Raw genomic sequence first — 25,745 nt, 5'->3', positions numbered from 1 at the left:
TTCTGAGGCCATGGGAAAGAAGTCGCGCCTGGCCGGGGGAAGTGTGTCGAGTGCTGCTCTCGTGCTTCTGGCGGCGGTGGCGCTGAGCGGCTGCTCGGGCGCGCCCGAGCCAGAACCCGAGGTGCTCTCGGCGAGCGAAGCAGGAACGGCCTACCTCGACGCAGTGTGCCCGGTGAACGAGGCGTGGGATCGGGCCGACGCCGCACTCGAACGCTTCCGCATCGCCGTGACGCTCGGCGACCGCGACGTCGCCCCGCTCGCTGAAGCGCTCACTGAAGTCGCACAGGCGAGCGGCGAGGGCGCGAAGCGCCTGGACCCCGAGCGTTCCGTATGGCCGCGTGCGGCAAGCGACGAGGTTGAGGCGGTGCGCGCCACGCTGCTGAGCGACCGCGCGCAGGCGCGTGAACTCGCGGAACTCGACGCTGCGGCTGTGCTCGACTACGCCTGGGATGGTGCGGGCGAGAGCGGTGCGGCCGCCGCTGCCGCGCGCGCCGCGCTCGAACTCCCCGACGACCCCGACGCCGCGTGTGCAGAGCGCGCCAAGCAGCTTGCGGACGAGCGTGCAGCGAAATCAACGTCGAAGTCCCCGGACACCAACGAGAAGGACACCACGGACCGTGACTGAGTCGAACACTGGCACCGAGGCCCTCTCGAGCGGGATCGCGGGAACGCCGCAGCTCGCCGTTGAACGCGCGCTGCGCGCGGCGGCGCGAGCGGGAAACCGAATGCTCGCGGGCGGCGTGGCGAGCGTAGAGCTCAGCGATCCCACGCAGCGAGACCTGTTGCACACCGCGCTGCAGCGCATGGGCGTGCGTACCGCCCCTGCGGCCCACCCCGCCGTCGAGTTCGCGTTTGCGGACACGGCAGGCATCGACGCGAGGCCTGCGGGCGCAGATACTCGGGCGGCTGCGCAATCGCAGGCGGGCGCTCTGCCCCCGGTGCGCGTGGGGCTCGACGGTTCCCTCGCATCGCCGCGCGCTGCCTCAGCCGAGGCGAGGATCGCGTGGGCCGCCCAGGGCATGCCGGCAACCGCGCAGCTCGCCCAGACGCTCGCCGAGGCGACCGGGGATCACGCCCCGCGCATCGCGGTGAGCCTGGTGCTCGAGCCGAAAACCGCCGCATTCACGCTCGCGCTTGCGGACGCCGGGTGCGAGGTCGCTGTATTCAGCGCGGTCAGCGAGACCGACCCGGAGGTCGCTGCGGCGCTCGCGGCGACGGGGCGCGTTGCAGTGTTCGCGCCCACCACCGCGCTCGCCGCAGTTGACGAGGATTCCGCGCGGACCGTGCGGGAATACGACGCACGGCACGCCGCGGCGGTGCTCGCCTGGCGCCCCGAACTGCTCATCGACGACGGCTCGCACTTGATCCGCCTGGCCCACACGGAGCAGCCCGAGGCGCTCGTCACACTGCGCGCAGCTGCCGAGGAGACGACGAGCGGCGTGCGGCCGCTGCATGAGATGGCGGCTGACGGCGAACTCCAGATACCGGTCATCGCCGTGAACGATGCGCGCACGAAGACCGGCTTTGACAACCTCATCGGCACGGGGCAGTCCTGCGTGTTCGCGCTCGCAGATGTCTGGGATGCTGCCGACCCGCACTACGCGGGGCTCAGTGGCACCCGCTGGGCGGTGCTCGGCTACGGCCCAGTGGGTCAGGGCGTGGCACGCTTCGCTGCGGCACTCGGCGCGCGGATCACCGTCGTCGAGCCAGATCCCGTTCGCGCGCTCGCGGCGCTGCACGACGGCTTCGACGCGCAGCCAAGCGAGCGTGCCCTGCCCGAGGCGGATGTGGTCGTGAGCGCGACCGGCGTGTGGCACACGCTTGACGCCGCGGGCTTCGCGCTGCTGCGCCCCGGCACGATCGTCGCAGTCGCCGGGGGGATTGACGATGAGCTTGCGCTCGACACGCTCGCCGAAACCGGGTGGACGCACCGCTCACGTGGCGCCCGGGTTGCTGAGTGGCTCGCACCCGGTGCAGACGCGGGCCCACTCGTGCTCGCCGAGGGTGGGGGAGTGAACTACTCTGCGGCGGAGGGCAATCCCATCGAGGTGATGGACCTGTCGTTTGCCACGCAGCTTGCCGCGCTGCTGCGGCTGCTCGAGACGCCGTTGCCGCGGGGGGTCCACGCGCTTTCGGTCGCCGAGGAGGAACGCGTGGCGCGCGCCGCGCTCAATGCTCGCGGCGGTGCGCCGGCGCGCCCGGTCCGCTCGGACCGCGCGGGCGGTGCGGCGCAGCCCTGGCGCGTTCACCGGTATCGCAGCCGGGCCGACGCACCCCGCGGCTAGACTTTTGGGGTGAGTACTGATCCCGCAATCGTTGTATATAGCTCCCCTCTCGTGTTCCCGGTGACGAGCCCTCGGATCACCGACGGTGCGGTGGCCGTGCAGGGGGATCGGATTCTGCACGTCGGTGACCGGCGCTGGGTGCGCGAGGCGCTCGCTGCCCGCGGGGCCGCATACACCGAAGAGCGATGGGATGGTGTGATCGCGCCGGGGCTCGTGAACGCGCACACCCACCTGCAGTACACGCACATGGCCGAGGTGGCTGCCCGCAACTACACCGGCTTCGATGACTGGGGTGACGCGTTCGATGTGGTGTACGACCGCGGCGGACACGACTGGGGTGCCGCCGCCGCAGCGGGTGCGAAGCTCAGCCTCGCCGCCGGGGTCACCGCCGCCGCCGACGTCGTCACCGACCGCGAGGCGTTGAGCGCGCTGCACGATGCGGGCATGCACGGCATCGCGTACTGGGAGGTCTACGGCAAGAGCAACGAGGACTGGGACGAGGCCGCGCGCGAAGAGGTGCGTGAGCAGTTGCGCCGTATCCCCACCCCGCCCGGGGCAGGCGTTTCGCCGCATGCCCCGTACTCGCTTGAGGTGCAGCCGCTCCTTGAACTGCCGGACATCGTGCGCGAGGAGGGGCTGCGCCTCCACATTCACCTCGCTGAGGCGCACATGGAGCGCGAGTTCGACGGGATTGACGGCTACGCGGGCCCCGGTGGTCACGGCGAGTGGCCGGAGCTTGAGGCCGACAGTTTCCGCGCCCTGCGTTCCCACGGCATCGGGGTGTCGTCCACGCAGTTCGTCGACCACCTGGGCGTGCTCGGGCCAGACTGCCACATTGCGCACGGCGTGTACGTGAGTGCGGAAGACCGTGCGCTGCTGCGCGCCCGCGGCACGAGCGTGGCCCTGTGTCCGCGGTCGAACGAGGTGATCGGCCTCGACATGCCCCCGGTGGCGGCGTACCTCCGCGAGGGCAATCAGATTGCCGTGGGCACCGACTCGCTCTCCTCATCGCCGTCACTGGATCTGCTCGCCGACGTGGCGACGCTCTACAAGGTGGCGCGTGCGCAGGGCTACCGCGGCGATGATCTGCACCAGCGCTTGTTTGGGGCTGCGACCCTTGGGGGCGCCGCGGCGCTCGGCCTGCACGTGGGGAAGGGGCGGCTCGGACAGCTGGGCGTCGGGGCGGTTGCCGACCTGGCATTCTTTGCGGTCGGAACAACCGACCCCGACGTGGCGCTCGCTGAGCTGGTGGAGGACGGGGCGGGCCGTGCCCGGCGCACCATCGTCGATGGTGTTGAGCGCTTCCGGGCGCCCGGCGTCTAAACAGGGTCGCCACCGCGCGGGCTCCGCGTATGACGGTGCGTGACGCCCCGCGCGCGAGGTGGTCTGACATCTCGTAGACTGGGGGCATACGCGCGGACCGGTTTCGTGCGCCCGCACGTCCTCCGCACCTCTCTAGGAGTTCTCCATGTCTCGCACGTCCCGCCTCGCCGCAGCCGTCGCTGTTGGCGCCGCCGCACTCCTCGCGCTCACGAGCTGCGCGGGTGGCACTGACTCGGCAACGGTCACGCCCAACAAGCTCACGATCGCGACCGGTGAGCCCGCGTACGCGCCGTGGGTGCTGAACAACGACCCCGCGAGCGGCGAGGGCTTCGAGGCTGCCGTGGCATACGCGGTTGCCGACGAGCTCGGCTACAAGAAGACGGACGTCGAGTGGGTGCGCACCAGCTTCGACGCCGCGATCGCGCCGGGCCCGAAGGACTTCGACCTCAACCTGCAGCAGTTCTCGGTGAACGACGAGCGCAAGAAGGCTGTTGACTTCTCCTCGCCGTACTTCGTGACCACGCAGGCCGTTGTGGCTGCCGGCGGCACGGACGCCGCGAAGGCAACGAGCCTCGCGGACCTCAAGGACTCGGTGATCGGCGTCGCCTCGGGTACCACGTCGCTCCTCGTTGCTGAAGAGATCATCGCCCCCACCCAGAAGCTGCAGGTCTTCAACAACGTGGATGACACGGTTGCTGCGCTCAAGAACGGCACCATCGATGCCCTCGTCACTGACCTGCCGGGCGCCTTCTATGTGCGCGACGCGCAGCTCGACGACGGTGTGATCGTCGGACAGCTCGACTCCACCGAGGGCGGCGACGAGTTCGCGATCGTGCTGCCGAAGGACTCGAAGCTCACCGCCGACGTGACGAAGGCCGTTGACACGCTCCGCGAGAACGGCACGCTCGACGAACTCATCGCGAAGTGGGTTGCCGACCAGGGCGCCCCGGTTCTGAAGTAACCCCGCGTGAGTCACCCCACCCCAGCTTCGCAGGCCGCCGGCGTCGGATCCACCGACATCGGCGGCTTCGCCGTGAGCGCGATTGAGCTGGAACGCCGCGCGTTCCGCCGCTCGCGCAAGCAGCGCTCCATCCTGGTGAGCCTCGCAAGCACGCTCGTGTTCGCCGGCGTCATCGCGATCGTCATCGTCAACAGCCCCGGCTGGGACCGCGTACGCGAGACCTTCTTCGATCCCGCCGTCGCGATCGCCTCGCTGCCGCGCGTGCTCGAAGGGCTCTGGCTCAACATTCAGGTGCTCGTCGTCGCGGTGATCGGTGTGGCGATCTTCGGCACGCTGCTCGCCATCGCGCGCACGCTGAAGGGCGCGGTGTTTACACCCCTCCGGCTGTTTGCGGCTGCGTACACCGACCTCTTCCGAGGCATTCCCGTACTGCTGGTGCTCTACCTCGTCGGCTTCGGGATCCCGGGCCTCGGGCTCACCGGGCGCATGCCGGCGCAGTTCTGGGGCGCCATCGCGCTGATCCTCTGCTATTCCGCGTACGTTGCGGAGGTGCTGCGCGCCGGCATCGACGCGGTGCACCCGTCGCAGCGGCTCGCGGCTCGCTCGCTGGGGCTCAGCCACAGCAAAACCCTGCGCCTCGTGGTGATGCCGCAGGCCGTGCGCAAGGTGACGCCCGCGCTCATGAACGACTTCGTCTCAATGCAGAAGGACGTCGGTCTCATTTCGGTGCTCGGCGCCGTCGATGCGATTCGCGCCGCGCAGATCGAGGTTGCGACGGCTTACAACTTCACCCCCTACGTCGTCGCTGGCATCCTGTTCGTGCTCATGTCGTGGCCGTTCGTGCGGCTCACCGATTGGGTCACCGCCCGCGCTCAGAAGCGCGAGCAGATCGGAGGTGCGGTGTGACCGCGCAAGACCCCGGGCCTGCCCCGGCGGACACCACCGCACCCACACCCGTGCTTGAGGTGCGCGGCGTGCACAAGCGTTTCGGGGACCACCCCGTGCTGCGCGGGATCGACCTCACCGTCGCCCAGCATGAGGTCGTGGTGCTGATTGGCGCCTCCGGCTCGGGGAAGTCGACGCTTCTGAAGACCGTGAACCTGCTCGAGCAGATCGACGATGGGCAGATCCTCTTGAGCGGCGAGGACATCACCGACCCGCGTGCACACACCGACGCCGTGCGCGCACGCATCGGTGTCGTGTTCCAGCACTACAACCTGTTTCCGCACATGAACGTGCTCGACAACGTGACGCTCGCCGCGCGCAAGGTGTTTGGCACCCCACGCGCAGACGCCGAGGCGACGGGCCGCGCGCTCCTCGCGCGAATCGGCCTGGCCGACAAGGCGGACGAGTACCCTGATCGGCTCTCGGGTGGCCAGCAGCAGCGTGTGGCGATCGCCCGCGCGGTTGCCACCGATCCCGAGCTGCTGCTCCTCGATGAGATCACGAGCGCGCTCGATCCGCAGCTCGTCGGCGAAGTGCTCGATCTCGTGCGCGAGCTGAAGGCGAGCGGCTCGACGATCGTGATGGCCACGCACGAGATGTCGTTTGCGCGTCGCGTCGCCGACCGAGTCGTGTACCTGAAGGACGGCGTGATCATCGAGTCGGGCCCGCCCGAGCAGATCTTCGAAGCGCCGCAGCGCGCGGAGACCCGCGAGTTCCTCGCGCGACTTCGCGACCCCTTCGACGCATAATCTTCCAGGTCACAGCCCAACACCGGCCAATTTGTGGGTAGACTAATACGTCTGCCTCCGAGGAATCGGCCGAACACTCCTCCCGGGGCGGGTCCGTCTTCACGCCCTCCAAGGAGCTTTCTCTCGTGACCCCCGACACCGATTCCATTCGCGTGCCGCAGCAGCCAGCTGACGCCATCGACCCCGCAGGGATGCGCGTCATCTGGCTGCTGCTCGTCGCCGCGTTTGTGGCGATCCTGAACGAAACGACGATGGCGATCGCCATCCCCGCGCTGAACGCGAGCCTCGGGATCCCGCCCGAGCTGGGCCAGTGGCTCACAAGCGCCTTCATGCTGACAATGGCCGTGGTGATTCCGACCACCGGCTTCCTGCTGCAGCGCTTCACCACCCGTCAGGTGTTCCTCGCGGCCATCAGCACCTTCATCGTGGGCACGGCGATCTGTCTGATCGCGCCAGGCTTCTCGACGCTGCTTGCAGGCCGCGTGGTGCAGGCCGCGGGTACTGGCATCATGATGCCGCTGCTCATGACGACCGTGATGAATGTCGTGCCTGCGCACTCGCGCGGCCGCATGATGGGACGTGTTGGGCTCGTGATCAGCCTCGCCCCGGCGCTCGGCCCCACCCTCTCCGGAGTGGTGCTCGACTCGCTCGGCTGGCGGTGGCTGTTCGGCATCATCCTCCCCATCGCGCTCGTCGCGCTCGCGCTCGGCGCGAAGTGGATGACCAACCTGGGTGAGACGACGAATGCGCCGATCGATGTGCTGTCGATCGTGCTCTCGGCATTCGCATTCGGTGGCATCGTGTTCGGGCTGAGCCAGCTGGGCGGCCACGGCGCGTCCGGCGTGCTGCCGCCGTGGGCGGTCATCGTGGGCGGAGCCGTATTCCTCGGCCTGTTTGTGTGGCGCCAGCTCGCACTGCAGAAGAAGGACGATGCCCTGCTCGATCTGCGCGTGTTCACCTCGCGCAACTTTGTTGTCGCGGTGATCATCATGGCGGTGATCTCGCTCGCGATGTTCGGTACGTTCTCGCTGCTGCCGCTGTACCTGCAGAACGTCGCGGGGCTCGACCCGACGGCCGCGGGCCTTGTGCTGCTCCCGGGCTCCGTGATCATGGGGCTGCTCGGGCCCGTGATGGGGCGGATCTACGATGCGCGGGGTCCGCGGACGCTGCTTGTCCCGGGCACGATCCTCATCGCCGCGGCGATGTTCGTGTACTCGACCGTGGGGACGCACACTCCCATGTGGTTCCTCATGATCGTGCAGATCGCGATGTCGGTCGGCCTCGCAAGCTCGTTCACGCCGCTCTTCTCAGCGTCGCTCGGTTCGCTCGACCGCTCGCTCTACTCGCACGGTTCAGCCGCCCTCAACACGCTGCAGCAGGTCGCCGGAGCCGCCGGCACCGCGGTGCTCATCTCGATCTACTCGGGCTTCCTGCACGCTGGCGAGGCCGAGGGGCTGCCCACCGCCGACGCGGGGGCACCCGGTGCGAACGCGGCCTTCTTCACGGCGGCCTGCATCGCGCTCATCCCAGTGGTGCTCGCGTTCTTCATCTCGAAGCCGGAAGAAGCGGAGGGTGCGCCCGCCGCGCACTAGTGTCCTGAGGCCGGGCGCCGTGGCAGACCTGGGGGCATGACCCGCATCTCTGGCCGCGCGCTCGGCACCTGGAGCCTCCGCATCGACGCCGCGTACTGCTTCGTTCTCGGGCTGTTCGTCGCGTTCGCCGCGGTGACGGCGGCGAGCTCGCTCATTGTGCTCGCGATTGTCGCGATCGCGCTCGATGTCGCGCTCTTCGCGGCGAGCCAGGCACTCGCGCTCCGCGCGCTACGCACCCCCCGCGGGGCTCTCCGCAGCGTAGGCGGCGGATCAGCCGAGTGCGCTGATCGAGCGACGCACCGCCTCTGCGAGCTGGCGCACCGCTGCGGAGGGGCCGCTTGGCCCCGCCGGTGCCGCAAGCAGCAGCTCGCGCGCGAAACGCGGATCCTCGATCGGGCGGAGCACCACGCCCTCCGGCGGTTGGTTGCTCACCAAGCTGGGGACGAGCGCCACCGCCATCCCCGCGGCGATGAGGCCAAGCACTACCGAGTAGTCATCCGTGCGGATGGCGACATCGATCTTGTGCCCCTCAGCGAGGAACACCTCACGCACGAGATCATCAAGCGTGTCGCCCGGCGTGGACCCCATCACCCAGCTGTCCTCGGCCAGGGTGAGCAGCGTCGCGCGGTCGAACACCGCGTGGTGCGCGGCGGGGTGAGACGCGGGAAGCGCAAGCAACATCGGGTCAGTGAACAGGTGCGTCGTGTGCACCTCAGCGCGGAAGGGCAGCTGGTAGCCACCCGCCGCGTACACAAGCGCGGCGTCGAGGGTGTGCTGGTTGATACGCGTGACGAGCGGCGCAAGCTCCTCGAGGTGCGCGTCGAGCTCGATCCCAAGCTCGCTGACGCGGCTGACAATTCCCGGGAGGAGGCGGGCTGCGGCCGTGGGGAAGGTGCCAAAGCGGAGCCGGATCCGGCCGAGCTGTGCGAGATCGCGCACATCCGTGAGCGCGCGATCGGTGAGCCCGAGAATCTCCTCGCCCCGCTCAAGCATCAGTGTTCCGGCGGTGGTGAGCTTCGAACCGCGCGTACTGCGTGTGGTGAGGTCTGCGCCGACCAGGCGGTCGAGATTGCGGAGGTGATAGTCGACGGTGGGTTGGCTCCACCCCAGTCGGGTCGCGGCGCGGGCAACGGAACCCTCTGCGGCGACGGCGCTGAGCGCCTGCAGCTGGCGGAGGTCGATCATCGAGTATCCCCAATCCTTCTGGACCGCACCCGGGTCCCTTCCCGTGCGCGTTCAAGACAGTATATGGGGCCCGGGAGGGGTTTCCGGGGTTCTCGCCGCGGCTGCGAACGGGCATTCTGGCACCATGCTGCACCACGACTCGAACACCACTGCCCCCGTCCTCCAGGATGGCGCGGCCGTGCCCACACAAACCTCCGCCCCCGCAACCGCTCCCCGCATTGGCGCGGGCCACGAACGCGCGCCCTACGCTGAGGCGCTGCAGCGCTTCGCTGACTCGAGCCCGCTCTCCTTCATGGTGCCCGGCCACGGCAACGACCCCGAGGCGGGTGCGCAGCACCTCGCAGAGCTCTACGGGCCGCGCGTCCCGCAGCTCGACGTGCCCCTCATGCTCTCCGGGATCGACCTCGGAGATGACTCGCCGCTCGTCGAAGCGCAGCGCCTCGCCGCCGATGCGTGGGGTGCCAAGCGCACCTGGTTCCTCACGAACGGTGCGTCACAGGCCAACCGCACCGCGGCGATCGCGGTCCGCGGGCTGGGGGAGCGGATCCTCATTCAGCGAAGCATGCACTCGAGCCTCACGGACGGCGTGCTCCTGTCCGGGCTCATCCCGTCGTTCGTATCGCCCAATGTAGACGAGCGCCACGGGATTGCACACGGGCTCACGCCGCAGATGCTTGACGACGCGCTGCGTCGTGAGGCCGAAGCGGGCCGCCCCGTTTCGAGCGTCCTCGTAGTGTCGCCGAGCTACTTCGGCTCGACGGCAGACGTTGCTGGGCTCGCAGAGGTTGCTCACGCGCACGACGCGGCGATCATCGTCGACGGCGCCTGGGGCGCCCACTTCGGCTTCCATCCGGAGCTGCCGGAGTCGCCCGCGCGGCTTGGCGCCGACCTCGTGATCTCGAGCACGCACAAGCTTGCGGGCTCGCTCACGCAGTCGGCGATGCTGCACCTGGGGCACGGGCCCTACGCCGAGCGGCTGGAGCCGCTCGTTGCACGCGCGTTCTCGATGACCGCGTCAACTTCGATGAGCGGTATCCTCATGTCCTCGCTCGACACCGCGCGCCGCGCGCTCGTGATCGGGGAAGCGCGCATTGGCGCGACGGTCGCCGCCGCGAAGGAGATCCGTGAGCGGCTGCGGGCCGACGAGCGCTTCGCTGTGATCAGCGATGGCTTCGACGCCTACGCCGACATCACTGAGACCGACCTGTTGCGCGTGCCGATCGATGTGTCCCGCCTCGGGCAGAGCGGGCACTGGGTGCGTGGCCGCATGACTGATGAGCACGGCGTCTACCTGGAGATGTCCACCGCGACGAGCGTGGTGGCGGTGCTCGGGGCGCTGCGCACGATCGATGTTGAGCGCTTCATGACGGCCCTGTCGGCTGTGGCCGACGAGGCAGCCACGTTGCCCGCTGCGGACGCGATTGCGATCCCCTCGCTTCCTGAGGCTGGCCCGCTGCGCGTGCGTCCGCGGGACGCATACTTCTCGGAGAGCGAGGTCGTTCCGGCGGCCGACGCGATCGGACGCATCTCGGCGGATACGCTCGCGGCCTACCCGCCCGGCATCCCGAACCTGCTGCCCGGTGAGGAGATCACCGCGGACACGGTGGCGTTCCTGCAGGCGGTTGCCGCCTCACCGACCGGCTACGTGCGTGGTGCGGTCGACTCTGCGGTTGCGGGCTTCCGCGTGCTGCGCGGGGAGTAACTTGTCGTTCTGGCGCGCACTGCGCGCCAGAACGCAAACGGGGCGGGATCCAAGTGGATCCCGCCCCGTTTGTTGTTGTGAGAGAAGCTTACTTCTTCTCGAAGAGGTTGCCGATAAGCGTCGAGCCGATGAGCACGACCGCGAGCAGCACCACGCCAACGATCGAGATCGCAACGACGTCGACGGGCTGGCCGGCCGACGAGAACATCGAGTCGGTGGTGTCGGCTGCGCCGGACGCGAACGCCGGGGCTGCGACGAACACCGAAGCGAGCGCTGCGGTCACGGCGGTAGCGATGCGGGTGCGGATCTTCACGTGTTACTCCTCGCGGGTGGTCGGTGGGCGCAGAACGCCAATACTGTCATCCTACCCTGCTTTCGGGGACGAGCAATCTGCCCCGCGGCGTGCCAGGGGCGCCTAGGCTGGAGACATGACGAATTCGCGGGAGCAGACACCCATTGATCGCATCGCAGAGGTGTGGGTTGACACCCTCGTTGCGCACGATCCGACGATTGGCACGTACATCGGCCGCGCGGGCGGCGGACTGCCTGATTACTCGCCCGAGGGGGCTGAAAGGTTCGCGGATGCGCAGCGAGCCACGCTCGCCGAGCTCCAGGCGGCGACGCCCGTCGATTCCGTCGACGCGGTTACGCAGGCGGACCTGAGCTCGGAGCTCACCCTGGGCCTCGCGCAGCATGCCGCGGGAGAAGCGCTCCGAGACCTCAACGTCATCGAGTCGCCGCTGCAACAGATCCGCGACAGCTTCGATCTGATGCCGACCGCAAGCGACGCAGAATGGGGCGACATTGGCGAGCGGCTGCGCGCCATTCCCGCCGCGCTCGCCGGGTACCGCGCGGCCCTCGGCGCCGGAGCGGCGCAGGGGCTCGCCCCGGCCCTCCGTCAGGTCACCGAGGTTGCTGCGCAGACGCGCCGCACCGCCGGCACGCCCGCGACTCCCGGCTTTTTCGGGCAACTGGTTGCGGGCCGTGGCGAGGAGCTCGAGGCCGCTGCTGCAGCCGCCTCTGCTGCGTATGCCGAGACGGCCGACTACCTGGAGCGTGAGCTTGCGCCCGTCGCGCCAACCACAGACGCGTTCGGGCGGGAGCGCTACGAGCTCGCATCCGAGGCGTTCCTCGGGGCGAAAGTCGACCTCGACGAGACCTACGAGTGGGGGATCGAGGAGCTCGCGCGCATGGTCGACGAGCAGGAGCGTATTGCTGCTGAGATCACGGGCGGCGCGCGCCACCCCGGTGTGGTCGCCGAAGCGATTGCGCAACTCGAGCGCGACGAGAGCCGCAAGTTGCACGGCACCGAGGCCCTGCAACGGTGGATGCAAGAGACGAGCGATCGCGCCGTCGCTGAGCTGGGGGCAACGCAGTTCGACATCCCGGAGGAGATCCGTGCGCTCGAGTGCATGATCGCACCGACGCAGGAGGGCGGGATCTACTACACCGGGCCGAGCGACGACTTCTCCCGTCCTGGCCGCATGTGGTGGTCGGTTCCCGAGGGAGTCACCGAGTTCGACACCTGGCGCGAGCTCACCACGGTCTATCACGAGGGGGTTCCCGGTCATCACCTGCAGATCGGTCAGGCGGTCGTGAATCGGGGTGTGCTCAACGAGTGGCGCCGACAGCTCGCGGGGAGCTCGGGGCATGCCGAAGGCTGGGCGCTCTACGCGGAGCGGCTCATGGAGCAGCTGGGCTATCTCGATGATCCGGCGGATCGCCTCGGCATGCTCGACGGTCAGCGCATGCGTGCGGCCCGCGTGGTGCTCGACATTGGCGTGCACCTCGGCAAGCCGCACCCCGATGGTGGGACCTGGGATGGCGACGCCGCGTTCGCCTTCATGGCGCAGCACGTCAACATGAACGACAGCTTTGTTCGCTTCGAGGTGCTCCGCTACCTCGGTTGGGCGGGCCAAGCCCCCTCCTACAAGGTGGGTCAGCGCATCTGGGAGCAGCTGCGCGATGAGGCTGCGATGCGCGCGTCGACCGCCGGCCGCGACTTCGATGTGCGCGATTTCCACCGCGAGGCGCTCGCGCTGGGCGGTGTGCGGCTCGACACGCTCGAGCGCGCGCTGCGCGGCGGGCCCAGCGCGTGAGCACCGCCGCAGCAGGGCCCTCCGGGGAACATTCCTGCCCCTGCGGGAGCGGCGAGAGCTACGCAGCGTGCTGCGGTGCGCTGCACGCCGGGGCGCCCGCGCCGAGCCCCGAACGATTGATGCGCTCGCGATTCTCAGCGTTTGCGCTGGGCCTCACCGACTACCTGCTCGAGAGTTGGGATCCTGCCACCCGACCAGACGAACTTGAGCTCGACGACACGGTTGAGTGGCGGCGGCTCTTCATTTCGGACACGAGCCGCGGTGGCCCCGGTGACGCGGAGGGCTTCGTGACCTTCACCGCGATTGGCCGTGGCGTCGAGGGACGATTCGAGCAGCGGGAGCGAAGCCGGTTCACGCGTGCCGGCGCTGGCTGGCGCTACACGGACGGCGAGGAAATCTAACCGGGCAGGCCCGTCACCCCGCGACAACAACCCCTCAGCCGGATTTCCGCGGCTGAGGGGTGACCGCGAGGTGGGACGCCGCCGGGCGGCTACGACTGCGCGCTGCGGATCCAGGCCTCGACGTCGTCCGCGGTGCGCGGGATCTCCGACGAAAGGTTCACGCAGCCGTCCTCCGTCACGAGGATGTCGTCTTCGATGCGCACGCCGATTCCGCGGTACTCCGCGGGCACGGTGAGGTCGTCCGGCTGGAAGTAGAGACCCGGCTCGATTGTGAAGATCATGCCCGGCTCGAGGATGCCGTCCATGTACATCTCGCGGCGCGCCTGTGCGCAGTCGTGGACGTCCATGCCAAGGTGGTGACTCGTGCCGTGCACCATGTAGCGGCGGTAGTACGCCGTGCCGTCGTCCTCGGGGAGCAGCCCCCACTCGCGCGTGCGCGCCTCGATGACCTGCATCGCCGCGTCGTGCACATCGCCGAAGCGGATGCCGGGGCGCACAATCGCACGCGCTGCATCGGCAGCTTCAAGCACCGCGTCGTACACACGACGCTGCACCTCGGAGAACGTACCGGAGACCGGAACCGTACGGGTGATGTCCGCCGTGTACAGGCTGTCGAGCTCGACGCCGGCGTCGAGCAGCAGCAGGTCACCCGCGCGCACCGGCCCATCGTTGCGGATCCAGTGCAGGGTGCACGCGTGCGGACCCGAGGCCGCGATCGTCTCGTAGCCGACGGTGTTGCCGTCGAGGCGTGCGCGCTGATTGAAGACACCCTCGACGATGCGCTCGCCGCGCGGGTGCGCGCTCGCCTGCGGCAGTGCGGCAAGGACCTCCGTAAAGCCCTGCGCGGTTGCGTCTACCGCGGCCTGCATCTCTGCGATCTCGTACGCGTCCTTCACGAGCCGCAGCTCGGAGGCTGCACGCGCAAGATCGGCATCCTCAAGCGTGCGGTCGCCCGCGGCGGCTGCGAACTCTGCGAGGTGTGCCGTGCGGACGCCCAGCGCCGAAGCGATCTGGCCGAGCGAGGGGCGCGGCCCGATCCAGAACTCCCCGATCTCGGGGTTCGCGAAGAACTCGTCGCTGTCGCGTCCCGCACGTTCGCGGAAGTACAGTGTGGCCTCGTGCGACTCGCCTGCGGGATCGAGCACCAGGACTGCGCCCGGCTCGCTCTCCGCGCCCCACCCCGTCAGGTGCGCGAACGCGCTGTGGGCGCGGAACGGGTAGAACGTGTCGTTTGACCGCTGCTTCATCGCGCCGGCCGCAATCACGAGACGCTCGCCCGGGAAGAGCGCGCCGAGCACGCGGCGACGCGTCGCGGCGTGCGCGGCGACGGGCAGCTCCTCCGGCAGTTCCTCGGGGCGCTCGGCCCAGTGCTGCGAAATGTAATCCGCAAATGTGCTCGTCTGCGGAGTAGTACTCCGGTTGCTGTTGTCGATCTCCACCTCGTGAGTGGTCTGCGCGCTCTCAGTCATACCCCCATCCTCTCACCCCGGGCTGAACGCTGGCACCCCTCTGGCATGCGCTCAGCACCGCGGAGTATCGTCTGGATTGGGCGGTGATCCCGCCCACACCCAACGGAATGGAGCACGTGAATATGGCTACGTATGATGTTGCGGATCGTTCGGCGATCGTCACCGGTGCAGGTTCTGGCATTGGGCGCGCGGTTGCGCTGCTGCTCGCCGAGAATGGTGCCCAGGTTGTCGTCCAGGATCTCTCAGAGGACGCCGCGAACGCGGTTGTCGCTGAGATCACGGACGCGGGTGGCACCGCGGTCGCGGTAGTTGGCGACGCCGGGTCGACGGAGGTGATTGATGCGGCAGTCCGCGCCGCGGAGAAGCTCGCGCCGCTTCGCATCGGCGTGAACAATGCGGGAATCGGCGGCGCCGTCGCACCGACCGCGGCGTACACCGATGATGACTGGCAGCGGGTCATCGACATCAATCTCTCCGCGGTGTTCCGCGGAACGCGCGCGCAGATCGCGCAAATGCAGGCCAACGGCGGTGGCGCAATCGTCAACCTGGCGTCGATCTTGGGCAGCGTCGGCAGCGCGTACTCGCCCGCGTACGTGGCGAGCAAGCACGCTGTCGTTGGCCTCACGAAGACTGCGGCGCTGGAGAACGCGGCGACGGGCGTACGGGTCAACTCAGTAGGTCCGGGCTACATTGATACTCCGCTCCTCAAGAATGCCGACGACGCGGCGCGGGCGGCGCTGATTGCGAAGCACCCCATGGGACGACTGGGTCGTGCCGAGGAGGTCGCACAGCTTGTCGTCTTCCTCGCGAGTGATGCCGCCTCGTTTGTCACGGGCAGCTACCACCTCGTTGACGGTGGGTACACCGCGCCGTAGTGGCGACCGAGACCTCCTAGAATGAGGAAATGACCGGGACCGCTGGCTACGACCTGCACACACACTCCGTGCACTCGGATGGCACCACGACACCAGCGGAGATTGCGCGCGAAGCCGCCAGTTTGCAGCTCGGCGGCTTCGCGCTCACCGACCACGACACCGTCTCCGGGTGGGATGAGGCGCGGGCGGCGGCGGCGCAGCACGGCATCGACTTCCTGCCAGGCATGGAGATCACTACCGAGCACGCCGGGCGGTCCCGGCACCTCCTCGCCTACGGCATCGATCTCGCAGCAGCCGAACTCTTCGAGGCTCTCGCGCTCGTGCGCAGTGCCCGCCTGGAACGGGCGAGAGAGATGGTGCGCCGAGTGGCCCGCGACTACCGGATCAGCTGGGAGGACGTTGTCGGTGCCGAGAACGAGCGCACGGTCGGGCGACCGCACATTGCCGATGCGCTCGTGGCTGCGGGCTACTTCGCGGACCGCAGCACTGCGTTCGAGCGCGTACTGTTTCCGGGCTCACCGTACTATCTCGGCACCTACGCGATTGCCACGCGTGACGCGATCCGCATGGTGCGCGCTGCCGGGGGCCGGGCCGTTCTGGCGCACCCCGCCGCGATGCGCCAGCGTCGCCCGACAGACCCGATCGAGCTCGCAGAGCTCGCCGAAGCCGGGCTCTGGGGCGTGGAACTCGATCACCCGGAGCACCGGGCGGAGTGGGTGCCGCCCCTCACCGAGGCAGCCGAGCGACTCGGCCTGGAACGCACCGGAGCCAGCGACTTTCACGGCGCAGGGAAGCCCAACAGGCTGGGGGAGCGCACGACGCCCGCCGCGGTCGTGGCGCGCTTGCGCGTTGGCCTCGCAACGCCCCGCTGATCCTCGAGCGTGCGGCGGAAAAAACACTCGGGGCCCGGGATCACGTCTGTGATCCCGGGCCCCGAGTGCGTGGCGTCTGCCTAGGCCGCGGGAGCCTCGCCGGCGGGAGCCGAGCCACCCTCGGTGGCGTTGCTCGTGCCATCGGTTGCCGCCCCCTCGGCACCGCGGCCGGAACCACCCCGGCGGCGACGGCGACGACGCGGTGCGGCATCGCCCTCAGCCTGCAGCGGGGCACCGGGCTCGCCGCCACCATCCGCGTCGTGGCCGTGCTGCTCGTGGCCGTGGCTCTCGTGACGGCCGGGGCCCTGCGGGTTCGAGTCGCGCGTGCGACGGCGCGTGCGCGAGCCATCGCTCGTACGCTCACCGGAACGCTCGCCGCGCCCGCTCGAAGCGCTACGACCGCCGGCCGGCCGCTCCTTCACAGGGGTCGCCTTCAGGCGTCCCTTCGAACCCTCGGGGATGTTCAGGTCGCTGAACAGGTGCGGCGACGACGAGTACGTCTCGATCGGCTCCGGCACGCCGAACTCGAGCGCCTTGTTGATCAGCGCCCACTTGTGGAGATCATCCCAGTCGACAAACGTGACGGCGATGCCCGATCGGCCTGCACGGCCCGTGCGGCCCACACGGTGGAGATAGGTCTTTTCCTCGTCGGGCACGGTGTGGTTGATCACGTGCGTCACGTCGTCGACGTCGATGCCGCGGGCAGCGACGTCGGTAGCGATGAGGATGTCCTTCTTGCCGCTCTTGAACGCCGCCATGGCGCGCTCGCGCTGCTCCTGGTTGAGGTCGCCGTGCACCGAGGCCGCGTTGAAGCCGCGGTCCACGAGCTCCTCCTGCAGCTTCGCCGCCGCGCGCTTCGTGCGCATGAAGATGACGGTCTTCCCGCGGCCCTCGGCCTGCAGAATGCGGCCGATCACCTCATCCTTGTCGAGCGAGTGCGCGCGGTAGATGATGTGCTCGATGTTCGCCTGCGCGGCGCCCTCATCGGGATCCGTCGCGCGAATGTGCACGGGGTTCGACATGAAGCGGCGCGCCAGCGTCACGATGGTGCCCGGCATGGTCGCCGAGAACAGCATGGTGTGACGGATCGCGGGAATCTTCGAGAACAGCTTCTCAATGTCGGCGAGGAAGCCGAGGTCAAGCATCTTGTCGGCCTCGTCGAGCACCATCTCGCGTACCTGCGAGAGGTTGAGGATGCGCTGGTTCGAGAGGTCGAGCAGGCGGCCCGGGGTGCCGACGACAATCTGAGCGCCCGCCTTGAGCTGCTCGATCTGGCCCTCGTATGCCTTGCCACCGTAGATCGAGACGACGGTTGCATCGCGGCCCTGCGCAGCGAGCTGGAGGTCCTCGGTCACCTGGACGGCGAGCTCACGCGTGGGCACCACGATGAGGGCCTGCACGCCGGGCTCGGGGGAGGCGCCCACACGCTGCAGCAGCGGCAGACCGAAGCCGAAGGTCTTGCCGGTGCCGGTCTTTGCCTGGCCAATGATGTCCTGCCCGGTCAGCGCGAGCGGGATGGTCTGCTCCTGGATCGGGAAGGCATCAATGATGCCCTTGCCTGCCAGCGCGTCGACCATGTCTTGGTCGATGCCGAGTTCGAGAAAAGTCGTCACGGGTGCGTCCTTCGGGGGTGCGGTGCTGCGCGGTGATACCGAAGAGCGCAGCGGCCGGCGCTCCTGCGTCGCCGGCGGTGAATACGTACAACGACCAGTCTATTCCCGCGCGCGGAGTACGGCGGGGAGCGTTGCCGCGGTTCGTTTCGACCGGGATCGCTCGCGCGCACGCGCCGGGCATGCGCGCGTGGCGATCGCTGCGGCGCTAAGCTGTCAGAGTGTTCGAGTGGATCCGTGGGCTGCGCAGGAAAAATGCCCCTGCCCGAAAGCTGCGCTCGCGCGGCGAGGGGGCCGACACGGAGCGTGTCGAGCTCGCCGAGCTCGCGCCCGGCATTCTGCCCTTTCTGGGGCTGACCGCCTACTTGCAGCTCGAACTCTACGAAGCAGCGACGCGCGCCGTCTCCGGCGCCCCAACGCTCGAGGCGAAGAACGTGCTCGCGGAGATCGCGGGGCAGACGCTCTCGAAGCACCAGCTGCTCACCGCGGAGATCCGCGATCGCGGACACGAACCGCACGTGGTGATGGCTCCGTTCTCGCCGGTCATCGACTCGTACGTTGAGCGCATTGACACGCCCGACTGGCATCAGCACGTACTCTCGCTCTACCTCGTCGGTGGCCTCTTCGATGACTTCTTCGCGAGCCTCGCAGAGGGGCTTCGCGACAGCTACAAGTCGGAGGCGATCCGCATTCTGCGCAACGACGCAGGCCGGGCCGAGCTGAAGGCGCTGCTTGAGGCGGCGCTCGAGGCGGATTCGGGGCTGTCGAGTTGGCTCGCGCTGTGGGGTCGCCGCCTGGTCGGTGACACCCTGCTCGTCGCCCGCGCCGTGCTCACACTCAGCGAACGGCGCGAGTTCGACGCGAGCGAAATGGAGCCCGTCTTCACCGAGCTCATCGCCGATCACATCCGCCGCATGGACGGCCTCGGCCTCACCGCCTGATCGTGCTCATGTCGACGCCGCGCTGTGAGTACTTCGAGGCGGGCCGCTGCCGCTCGTGCACGCTGATCGAAACTCCAATTGCCGCGCAGCTGGCCGCAAAGGACGCACGCTGCCGCGAGCTCTTGCCCGAGGTGCCGGCGGCCGCATGGCTCCCGATCGCCGAAGGCGGCGATCGCAACTTCCGCAACAAGGCAAAGCTCGTTGTGGGCGGCTCAGCCGGCAAGGTGACGCTTGGCATCCTCGGGCGGGATGGTGAGGGCGTCGACCTGCGCGACTGCCTCATCCAAGAGCCCGTGATCCGCGCGGTGATCCCGCGCCTCGCGGAGTTTCTGAACGCGACCGGGCTGCCGCCGTACAGCGTGCCTCAGCGTCGCGGCGAGCTGAAATATGTGCACGTCACCGCGGCGCCTGCAGGGCGGCTGATGCTTCGTTTCGTGGTGCGCACGGAGGAGGGGCTTACCCGGATTCGCAAGCGCTTGTCCGAACTCCGCGCGGCGATTCCCGAAGCCGACGTGATCTCGGTCAACCTGCTGCCCGAACACGTCGCACTGCTCGAGGGCGAGCGCGAGGAGTTGCTGCTGGGCTCCTCACTCACGATGGAGCTTGGGGACGTCTCGCTGCACCTACGGCCGCAGAGCTTTTTCCAGACCAACACCGCGGTGGCGCAGGAGCTCTATGGTCAGGCGTCGAGGTGGGTGGAGCGCCGCGATCCCGCATCGATTTGGGATCTGTACTGCGGCGTCGGCGGCTTTGCGCTCGCCTGTGCGCCGCGCGCGGGAACTGGCGCCGCGCGCGCCGTACTCGGCGTGGAACTCTCCGAGGCCGCCGTTGCTTCCGCTGAGCGGAGCGCTCGTGACGCTGGGATCGATGCCCGCTTTGTTGCCGCCGATGCCACCGCGTTTGCGCTCGACGCCCCCGCGGCGTCGCTGCCCGAGCTGGTCATCGTGAACCCGCCGCGCCGCGGCATTGGCGCGGAGCTCGCTGCCTGGCTGAATGATTCCGTGGTGCCGAGCGTGATCTACTCGAGCTGCAACCCGGAGAGCCTGGCGCGGGACCTTGCGGCGATGCCGAGTTTCCGTGTGCGCGAAGCACGTGTCTTCGACATGTTCCCGCACACCGGGCACCTTGAGGTCATGGTGTTGCTGGAGCGGGGAGCGTAGTCGTCCACTTGGGCTCGGCCCACCGACCGGGCTCGGCGAGCGCCGACCAGCGGAGCGAAAGCTCTGGGGCGGTCCCAGTGCCGCCGACCGCGGCGTCGCAGACCAGCAGTGACTGGGTGGGGCAGCCGTGCGGGGTGTTGTCGCGAATGATCGCCCGATCGTCGTGCGGGCCGAGCGTCGCGCTGTGTGCGAGCACCGTGTGCCAGCGGGCGCGCCAGGACTCGGGGCTCGCTCCCTCAGCCGCCCGCTGAAACTCGGGCAGCCACCGTGCGATACGCGGCGACCCCGGGTCGTCGACCTCGAAGTGGTCGACCATGTGCACGCCCGGCAGCAGCGGTTCGCGCCGGAGCGCGCTGCCGTCCCAGGAGATTACCTCCGCGCCACCCGGTTCGATCGTCACGAGGGTGAATGCCGGGGTGGTGGGTGGAGTGGCGGGCAGTTCGCCCCGCGCTGCGGCGAGGGGGAGCGCGCCGCGTGAACTGAACCCGGACGCGGGTTCGGGCACCTCCGCGGCTCGGTTCAGCAGCACCGCGAGGCGGCCGGACTCGGGCTCCGCGGCAAGCCAGGCCCCACCGGCGCGGCGATCGCGCACACCACGCACCCCAGGGAACGTGTCTGGCCACCAGAGGCCGGGCGGATCCCACGCTCGCGCTGGATCCTCGTCGCGAATCGCGAGCAGCCGAACCTCGCCGTTCGGGTTCGCGGGGACATCGATCACCACCGTGCACATGGCCCCGAGTGTAGCTGGGCGGGTTCATACCCCGATTCTGGGCGGTGAGTGCGAGGATGGGAGCGTGAACATTGTGCTTGGAGTCAGCGGCGGGATCGCCGCCTACAAAGCCGTCGCGCTCGCGCGCCTCCTCGTCGAGGCCGGTCACGAGGTGCACGTCATCCCCACGGCTGACGCGCTGCGCTTCGTCGGGCAGCCCACCTGGGAGGCGATCAGCCGTCACCCCGTCACCACCTCGGTGCACGACGACGTTCCCGAGGTGCGTCACGTGGCGCTCGGACAGCGCGCCGATCTCGTCGTGGTCGCGCCCGCGACCGCGAACACGCTGGCGCGGATGACCGCGGGCCTCGCTGATGACCTGCTCGGTACGACGCTGCTCGCCACGCGCGCGCCCGTGGTTGTGGCACCCGCGATGCACACGGAGATGTGGCAACACCCGGCGACACAGGACAACGTGGCGATTCTGCGCTCGCGCGGAGTCGTCTTTGTGGGGCCGGAGAGCGGACGCCTCACTGGGGACGACACGGGCCCGGGACGACTGAGCGAGCCCGCCGACATTTTCGCGCGCATCGAGGAGATCCTCGAGGCCGGCGTCGCTGCGGATGCCGCGGCGGCCGTGGGGCTCGAGCGGGATCCCGAAGCGCCGATCCTGCCGCTCCCCGCGGGGGAGGACGACGCGACCGTGCTCGCTCCTGTGGTCGTGCCGGGAGCGGCCGCGCCCACGAGCGTGTTCCCGAGCGCAGCTGCCGACGACGTGGCTGATGATGATGAGGGCACTCACGCAGAGCCGGGCGACTTTGACGGCGTGCGCGTGCTCGTGACTGCCGGCGGTACGCGCGAGCCGATTGACCCGGTGCGCTACCTGGGCAACCGGTCGAGCGGGCGGCAGGGCGTCGCAGTTGCGGCGGCGGCTGCGGAGCGCGGCGCGAAGGTGGTGCTGCTCGCAGCAAACATCGACGAGGCTGTTCTCGCGGAGGTCGCAGACCGACCCGCCGTGCGGATCGTGCCGGTCGGTTCAACTGCCGAGCTGGAGCAGGCGGCGCACGCGGCTGCGGCGGGCGCGGAGGCCGTGATCATGGCGGCTGCGGTGGCTGACTACCGGGTTGCGGATGTTGCCGACGGCAAGCTCCGCAAGGAGGACTCTCCGGGGGTCGCGCCGACGCTCTCGCTCGTCGAGAACCCGGACGTGCTGGTCGGCCTCGTGCAGGCGCGGCGTCCCGGCCAGGTCATCGTCGGCTTTGCCGCGGAGACTGTGGAGAGCGAAGAGGAACTGCTCGAGCGCGGTCGGCGAAAGCTCACGCGCAAGGGCGTCGACTTGCTCGCGGTGAACGCGGTGGGGTGGAACGAGGGCTTTGAGTCCGCGGAGAACGCGTTGCGTGTACTCGACGCCGACGGCACGGTGGTGTCGAGCGTGGCCGGCTCGAAGCGTGAGGTTGCTGAACGTCTGCTCGACGCCGTGCGCGACGAGCTCGATGCTGCGGCACGAGAATAGTCCGGAGCGCGGGGCGGTGCATGCCCCGCACGCGACAGTGCCCCGGGCGGCCGCGATCCCCTGAACGGAGGACCGCGCCCGCCCGGGGCACTGTCGTGTGCGGTGGCGTTAGCTCACGAAGCCGATGCGACGCTCAGCCTCGCCGCCCAGCTCGATGTACGTCACTGCGTCTGCGTTCACGAGGAACTGACGCCCCTTCGTGTCCTGCAGCGTGACGAAGTCGGACTCCTTCGATGCGGCCGCCTCAAACAGGCCGCGCACCTCGTCGGCGGTGGCGTCGGTCTCGAAAGCGAGCTCACGGGGTGACTGCTTGATGCCGATGCGAACTTCCACGGGGCCTCCTCTAACGGGTGGCGCTTCGGCCACACGGTGTGCATGTGCTTCGAGTCTACGGCGATGAGCCTGCGCAGCACCGGGAACGGGGGCTGCGTTCGCCCTGAGCGCAGCACCTGTTCCCGGCTACCCGCGGGTGGGCGGCGCGGGGGTGAGCGTCAACTCATCACTTGTGTGCTCGGCTACCGCAGCCGGCGTGAAATTCCACGGGTACTGCTCGCCCCGCGCCCAGCCGGCTGACTGGTCCGTGTAGTTCGGATGGAATGCGTGACCACTTGCGCCCGTCAAGTTCTGCCACGTCGAGGCATCCCAATCGCTCAGATCGATGACCATGCGCATGGAAGGAACGGAGCTCGTCGCGTACCCCTCGTCGAGGTCCCAGCCCGTCGCGTTGACGACGCCCGAGCCACCGCCAACCTCGATCGGGCCGCGGTTGAACAGCCACTCGATCGGTGCGATGCCGCTCGTGCCGAATGTGCCGTGTGTGAGCGGGAGGGCGTGCAGCGTTCCCCAGTTCCACCGGTCTGGACGGGAGCCCTGCAACGTCGTGATCTCGTGCACGGCCCGCTCAGCGCAGAGCTGCAGAAACTCGGCCTGGGTGGTGGCAAGGCCGTTCTCCGCGCTCTGCCACCAGGGTGAGTCTGGATCGTCGAGCAGACGATCGAACAGGAGAGCGAAACGGGACTGATCGTCGCGGGGAATGGGGACCACCTGCTCATCGGTCAGCTGCGCGGTGATTTCACGCCACAGCACGTTCGCGAACGCGGCCGCGGAAGAGTCCGCGTCGTTCTGCCCATCCCACTCTGCGAGGAGCGCGAGGGCCGCCGTGAGGTCCTCATTCTCGACTGTGAGGTCCGCGTAGGCGCGCTGGAGTGAGGCCGCCGCCGGGAACTGATTGTCCATGTGGATCTCGGCCATATCTCGCGCGGAGACTGGGCCGGCGGCAATCCGCTCGTCGAGGAGCTCCGCGATGCGCGCGGCGCGGTACCCCGTGTCCCAATCGCGGCTGAGGAAGTGGCGGTACTCGTCGGTGACGATCGCGTTGTTCGCGGTGACGATGACCCCGGAAGCCGGGTTGTACGTGGTGGGTTGCTCCGCGAAGGGAATGAAGCCCTGCCAGTCGAACGCGCTGTCCCAGCCGGGCTGGGGGAGCCAGCCATCGCCCGCGCCGCGGATGGGGAGCCGTCCCGGGGCTTGGTACCCGATGTTGCCTGCGCGGTCTGCATAGATGAGGTTCTGTGCAGGAACATCGAACTGCGCGGCGGCGAGCCGGAAGTCACCAAAGTCGCGTGCCCGATTGAGTGTGAAGATTGCCTCCGCGGTGGTCGAGACGTCGAGCGCGGTCCAGCGCAAGCTCACCGCGAAGTCTCCGGGTGGCAGCTCGTCCTCTGCGGCGGCGTCGACCGCGGCGTCGGCGGGCGGCAGCTCTGCGGTCCCGTTGGACTCACTCGAGGCTGCCGGTGCGGGCCGAGCGCCCGTGACGCGGGGCTGCTCGCTGATCGCGGTGAAATCGGGTTCCAAGCCCGACACGATGGGGCCATGTCCGGTTTCGCGGATTTCGAGTTCAACGTCCGCCCCACCGGCAACCGCGATGGTCTCCGTGCGCGTCGTGAAGGGGTGCTTCACCCCATCCTGCCAGTACCCGTCGGCCTCGACGCGCTCAACGTAGAGGTCGGCAACGTCGGTGGTGAGGTTGGTGAAGCCCCACGCGATTTCCGCGTTGTGGCCGATTACGATGCCGGGAAGTCCAGAGAAGCTGAAACCCGCGACGTCGAAGGGGCACTCGGGCGTGACCGCGCTGCAGCGCAACTGCATCTGCGTCCAGACGGAAGGGAGCGCCGCGCTCAGGTGCGGGTCGTTCGCGAGGAGGGGGAGCCCCGTGGTGGTGTGCTCGCCAGACACGACCCAGGAGTTCGACCCGATTCCTTCCGTCTGCTCGCTGATGAGCGCGCTCACCTGCGCCCGCTGCTCTTCAAAACGAGCGAGCGCGGGGAGTGATGCTGGAACGACGGGGGCCGTGGCGCTCGCGTCCGCGAGGCGAGCGGTCGGCGCGACCGAGGAGTCACTGGGGTCAGCGGAACTACTGGGGTCAGCGGAACTACTGGGACCACCGGAATCACTGGGACGCTCGACGCGCGCAGCCGCAAAGCCGCCCGTCGGGGCAGGGATGCGTGCATCCTCGATTCCGGTGCCGGCGGGATCGTCCGCGAGGATAACCGGGTGCTCCTCGAACGGATACTCGGGGTACAGGGTGGCGAGTTGTTCGCCGTCAAGCCCCTGAGCGAGGAGCGCGCGTGCCGTCTCCTCCTCGATGTTCGTCCGCAAGTCCCAGGCCATGGCCTTGAACCACGCGACCGAATCCGCCGGGGTCCACGGCTCAGGCGTGTACTCGGCGTTCTGCAGCCCCAGCACGGCGTACTCGAGCGAGAGTTCCGCCCCAGAGCGCTGCGCAAGGTACGCGTTGACCCCAGCAGCGTACGCCTCGTAGAACGCGAGAGTCTCCGCCGGGAGCTGCGCGACCTCCTCCTCGGCGATCCGGTGCCACCCGAGCGTGCGGAGGAACGAGTCGGTGCCGAGCTGCGACTCGCCGAAGAGTTCGGAGAGCCGAGCGCTCGTCAGGTGGCGGCGGAAATCCATCTCCCAGAACCGATCCTGTGCGTGGACAAAGCCCTGCGCAAAGAACAGATCAGCGGAGGTGTCTGCAGTGATGGTGGGAATGCCATGCGCGTCGCGCTGCACCTGCACCGTGCCCGCGAGCCCAGGGGCCTCCAGTGCGCCGTTCGCCTGCGGGAATGAGCGTGTGACAGTCCAGGCACCCAGCCCAGCCGCGACGAGCGCGAGCGCGACGAGAGCTGCAACGAGCCACAGCACGATGCGCCAGGGGCGACGTCGCCGGCCGGATGCTTCGGTCATGCCGCCTGGTGGGCCTGGCGGCGCCCCGACAGCTGCGGGGGCGGGGGCGAGCGTCTGCTCTGGCGCGGTCAATGTCATTGGAGTCCTCCACGGTGAGGGGTGGCGCAC

At 68.9% G+C, this 25,745-nt stretch carries 22 protein-coding genes; 15 read left to right on the top strand and 7 right to left on the bottom strand.

Translation table 11 applies throughout. The features are described from left to right. The first annotated feature begins 10 nt into the window (after positions 1-10). From ACR81A_RS09645 to ACR81A_RS09615, 7 genes are all read left to right on the top strand, one after another. Positions 11-625: a hypothetical protein gene (locus tag ACR81A_RS09645; protein WP_202381308.1), complete on the top strand. Its 615-nt coding sequence runs from the start codon at positions 11-13 to the stop codon at positions 623-625. After that, positions 618-2,285, top strand: a complete 1,668-nt coding sequence (locus ACR81A_RS09640; protein WP_440311688.1) for an adenosylhomocysteinase — start codon at positions 618-620, stop codon at positions 2,283-2,285. The genes ACR81A_RS09645 and ACR81A_RS09640 overlap by 8 nt, the downstream gene beginning before the upstream one ends. 9 nt (positions 2,286-2,294) lie before the next feature. Then, positions 2,295-3,608, top strand: a complete 1,314-nt coding sequence (locus ACR81A_RS09635) for an amidohydrolase family protein (RefSeq protein WP_440311687.1) — start codon at positions 2,295-2,297, stop codon at positions 3,606-3,608. Between the two features lie 145 nt (positions 3,609-3,753). After that, complete coding sequence (locus ACR81A_RS09630) at positions 3,754-4,569, top strand: ABC transporter substrate-binding protein (protein WP_202381310.1); 816 nt, start codon at positions 3,754-3,756, stop codon at positions 4,567-4,569. Between the two features lie 57 nt (positions 4,570-4,626). Beyond that, positions 4,627-5,475, top strand: coding sequence for an ABC transporter permease subunit (locus tag ACR81A_RS09625; protein ID WP_202381551.1), 849 nt, complete (start codon positions 4,627-4,629; stop codon positions 5,473-5,475). After that, a complete protein-coding gene (locus ACR81A_RS09620) occupies positions 5,472-6,263 on the top strand; it encodes an ATP-binding cassette domain-containing protein (RefSeq protein WP_202381311.1) in 792 nt (263 codons plus the stop codon). Before ACR81A_RS09625 ends, ACR81A_RS09620 begins: the two co-directional genes overlap by 4 nt. A 125-nt stretch (positions 6,264-6,388) precedes the next feature. After that, positions 6,389-7,855, top strand: coding sequence for an MDR family MFS transporter (locus tag ACR81A_RS09615; RefSeq protein ID WP_337248900.1), 1,467 nt, complete (start codon positions 6,389-6,391; stop codon positions 7,853-7,855). A gap of 270 nt (positions 7,856-8,125) precedes the next feature. Here ACR81A_RS09615 and ACR81A_RS09610 read toward each other — a convergent pair whose 3' ends face one another. Continuing rightward, on the bottom strand, positions 8,126-9,040 hold the full coding sequence (locus tag ACR81A_RS09610) for a LysR family transcriptional regulator (RefSeq protein ID WP_440311686.1): 915 nt from the start codon (positions 9,038-9,040) through the stop codon (positions 8,126-8,128). A 124-nt stretch (positions 9,041-9,164) separates the two neighbouring features. On the opposite strand from ACR81A_RS09610, the gene ACR81A_RS09605 reads away from it, so the two are divergent. Continuing rightward, a complete protein-coding gene (locus ACR81A_RS09605; protein ID WP_440311685.1) occupies positions 9,165-10,742 on the top strand; it encodes an aminotransferase class I/II-fold pyridoxal phosphate-dependent enzyme in 1,578 nt (525 codons plus the stop codon). Between the two features lie 88 nt (positions 10,743-10,830). On the opposite strand, the gene ACR81A_RS09600 is transcribed toward ACR81A_RS09605, so the two are convergent. Further along, entirely contained in the window at positions 10,831-11,055 is a 225-nt protein-coding gene (locus ACR81A_RS09600) for a hypothetical protein (RefSeq protein WP_202381314.1), read from the bottom strand. A 115-nt stretch (positions 11,056-11,170) separates the two neighbouring features. Between ACR81A_RS09600 and ACR81A_RS09595 the strand changes: the two genes are divergently transcribed. Both ACR81A_RS09595 and ACR81A_RS09590 read left to right on the top strand, forming a co-directional pair. Next, entirely contained in the window at positions 11,171-12,841 is a 1,671-nt protein-coding gene (locus ACR81A_RS09595) for a DUF885 domain-containing protein (RefSeq protein ID WP_202381315.1), read from the top strand. Beyond that, positions 12,838-13,242 carry a YchJ family protein gene (locus ACR81A_RS09590; protein ID WP_440311684.1) on the top strand — a complete coding sequence of 135 codons (405 nt, stop codon included), beginning with the start codon at positions 12,838-12,840 and terminating at the stop codon, positions 13,240-13,242. Before ACR81A_RS09595 ends, ACR81A_RS09590 begins: the two co-directional genes overlap by 4 nt. 89 nt (positions 13,243-13,331) lie before the next feature. On the opposite strand, the gene ACR81A_RS09585 is transcribed toward ACR81A_RS09590, so the two are convergent. After that, a complete protein-coding gene (locus ACR81A_RS09585; RefSeq protein WP_440311683.1) occupies positions 13,332-14,711 on the bottom strand; it encodes an aminopeptidase P family protein in 1,380 nt (459 codons plus the stop codon). 122 nt (positions 14,712-14,833) lie between these two features. Here ACR81A_RS09585 and ACR81A_RS09580 point away from each other — a divergent pair, with 122 nt between their 5' ends. Both ACR81A_RS09580 and ACR81A_RS09575 read left to right on the top strand, forming a co-directional pair. After that, positions 14,834-15,586: an SDR family NAD(P)-dependent oxidoreductase gene (locus tag ACR81A_RS09580; protein WP_440311682.1), complete on the top strand. Its 753-nt coding sequence runs from the start codon at positions 14,834-14,836 to the stop codon at positions 15,584-15,586. Positions 15,587-15,615: 29 nt separating this feature from the next. Then, the gene (locus ACR81A_RS09575; protein ID WP_202381319.1) at positions 15,616-16,458 is read left to right on the top strand and encodes a PHP domain-containing protein; all 843 of its coding nucleotides are present in this window, start codon (positions 15,616-15,618) and stop codon (positions 16,456-16,458) included. Positions 16,459-16,538: 80 nt separating this feature from the next. On the opposite strand, the gene ACR81A_RS09570 is transcribed toward ACR81A_RS09575, so the two are convergent. Further along, positions 16,539-18,035 (bottom strand): DEAD/DEAH box helicase, encoded by a 1,497-nt coding sequence (locus tag ACR81A_RS09570; RefSeq protein ID WP_440313144.1) that lies wholly within the window; start codon positions 18,033-18,035, stop codon positions 16,539-16,541. Positions 18,036-18,289: 254 nt separating this feature from the next. Here ACR81A_RS09570 and ACR81A_RS09565 point away from each other — a divergent pair, with 254 nt between their 5' ends. Together ACR81A_RS09565 and ACR81A_RS09560 are read left to right on the top strand one after the other, a co-directional pair. Continuing rightward, positions 18,290-19,009 carry a ferritin-like fold-containing protein gene (locus ACR81A_RS09565; RefSeq protein WP_202381320.1) on the top strand — a complete coding sequence of 240 codons (720 nt, stop codon included), beginning with the start codon at positions 18,290-18,292 and terminating at the stop codon, positions 19,007-19,009. A gap of 8 nt (positions 19,010-19,017) precedes the next feature. Next, entirely contained in the window at positions 19,018-20,169 is a 1,152-nt protein-coding gene (locus tag ACR81A_RS09560) for a methyltransferase domain-containing protein (RefSeq protein WP_440311681.1), read from the top strand. On the opposite strand, the gene ACR81A_RS09555 is transcribed toward ACR81A_RS09560, so the two are convergent. Then, complete coding sequence (locus ACR81A_RS09555; protein WP_440311680.1) at positions 20,141-20,899, bottom strand: NRDE family protein; 759 nt, start codon at positions 20,897-20,899, stop codon at positions 20,141-20,143. The genes ACR81A_RS09560 and ACR81A_RS09555 overlap by 29 nt on opposite strands. Before the next feature lie 64 nt (positions 20,900-20,963). Between ACR81A_RS09555 and ACR81A_RS09550 the strand changes: the two genes are divergently transcribed. Next, positions 20,964-22,391, top strand: coding sequence for a bifunctional phosphopantothenoylcysteine decarboxylase/phosphopantothenate synthase (locus ACR81A_RS09550; protein ID WP_440311679.1), 1,428 nt, complete (start codon positions 20,964-20,966; stop codon positions 22,389-22,391). Positions 22,392-22,499: 108 nt separating this feature from the next. Here the strand turns inward: ACR81A_RS09550 and ACR81A_RS09545 are convergent, their stop codons facing one another. Then, the gene (locus tag ACR81A_RS09545; protein WP_202381324.1) at positions 22,500-22,724 is read right to left on the bottom strand and encodes a DUF3107 family protein; all 225 of its coding nucleotides are present in this window, start codon (positions 22,722-22,724) and stop codon (positions 22,500-22,502) included. A 126-nt stretch (positions 22,725-22,850) separates the two neighbouring features. Beyond that, complete coding sequence (locus ACR81A_RS09540; RefSeq protein WP_440311678.1) at positions 22,851-25,715, bottom strand: penicillin acylase family protein; 2,865 nt, start codon at positions 25,713-25,715, stop codon at positions 22,851-22,853. Between the last annotated feature and the right edge of the window lie 30 nt (positions 25,716-25,745).

It is taken from the genome of Leucobacter chromiireducens (assembly GCF_051993095.1).
In the GTDB taxonomy this organism is placed as follows: Bacteria; Actinomycetota; Actinomycetes; order Actinomycetales; family Microbacteriaceae; genus Leucobacter; species Leucobacter chromiireducens.
The sequence above is the reverse complement of the archived record's forward strand: the minus strand, read 5'-3'. Positions and strand labels throughout refer to the sequence as shown.

Bases quoted from the DNA above. Each gene is read 5' to 3' on its own strand.
- ACR81A_RS09645 (WP_202381308.1), top strand. From the start codon at position 11: ATGGGAAAGAAGTCGCGCCTGGCCGGGGGAAGTGTGTCGAGTGCTGCT.
- ACR81A_RS09630 (WP_202381310.1), top strand. From the start codon at position 3,754: ATGTCTCGCACGTCCCGCCTCGCCGCAGCCGTCGCTGTTGGCGCCGCC.
- ACR81A_RS09610 (WP_440311686.1), bottom strand. From the start codon at position 9,040: ATGATCGACCTCCGCCAGCTGCAGGCGCTCAGCGCCGTCGCCGCAGAG.
- ACR81A_RS09605 (WP_440311685.1), top strand. From the start codon at position 9,165: ATGCTGCACCACGACTCGAACACCACTGCCCCCGTCCTCCAGGATGGC.
- ACR81A_RS09595 (WP_202381315.1), top strand. From the start codon at position 11,171: ATGACGAATTCGCGGGAGCAGACACCCATTGATCGCATCGCAGAGGTG.
- ACR81A_RS09585 (WP_440311683.1), bottom strand. From the start codon at position 14,711: ATGACTGAGAGCGCGCAGACCACTCACGAGGTGGAGATCGACAACAGC.
- ACR81A_RS09580 (WP_440311682.1), top strand. From the start codon at position 14,834: ATGGCTACGTATGATGTTGCGGATCGTTCGGCGATCGTCACCGGTGCA.
- ACR81A_RS09575 (WP_202381319.1), top strand. From the start codon at position 15,616: ATGACCGGGACCGCTGGCTACGACCTGCACACACACTCCGTGCACTCG.
- ACR81A_RS09570 (WP_440313144.1), bottom strand. From the start codon at position 18,035: ATGGTCGACGCGCTGGCAGGCAAGGGCATCATTGATGCCTTCCCGATC.
- ACR81A_RS09560 (WP_440311681.1), top strand. From the start codon at position 19,018: ATGTCGACGCCGCGCTGTGAGTACTTCGAGGCGGGCCGCTGCCGCTCG.
- ACR81A_RS09555 (WP_440311680.1), bottom strand. From the start codon at position 20,899: ATGTGCACGGTGGTGATCGATGTCCCCGCGAACCCGAACGGCGAGGTT.
- ACR81A_RS09540 (WP_440311678.1), bottom strand. From the start codon at position 25,715: ATGACATTGACCGCGCCAGAGCAGACGCTCGCCCCCGCCCCCGCAGCT.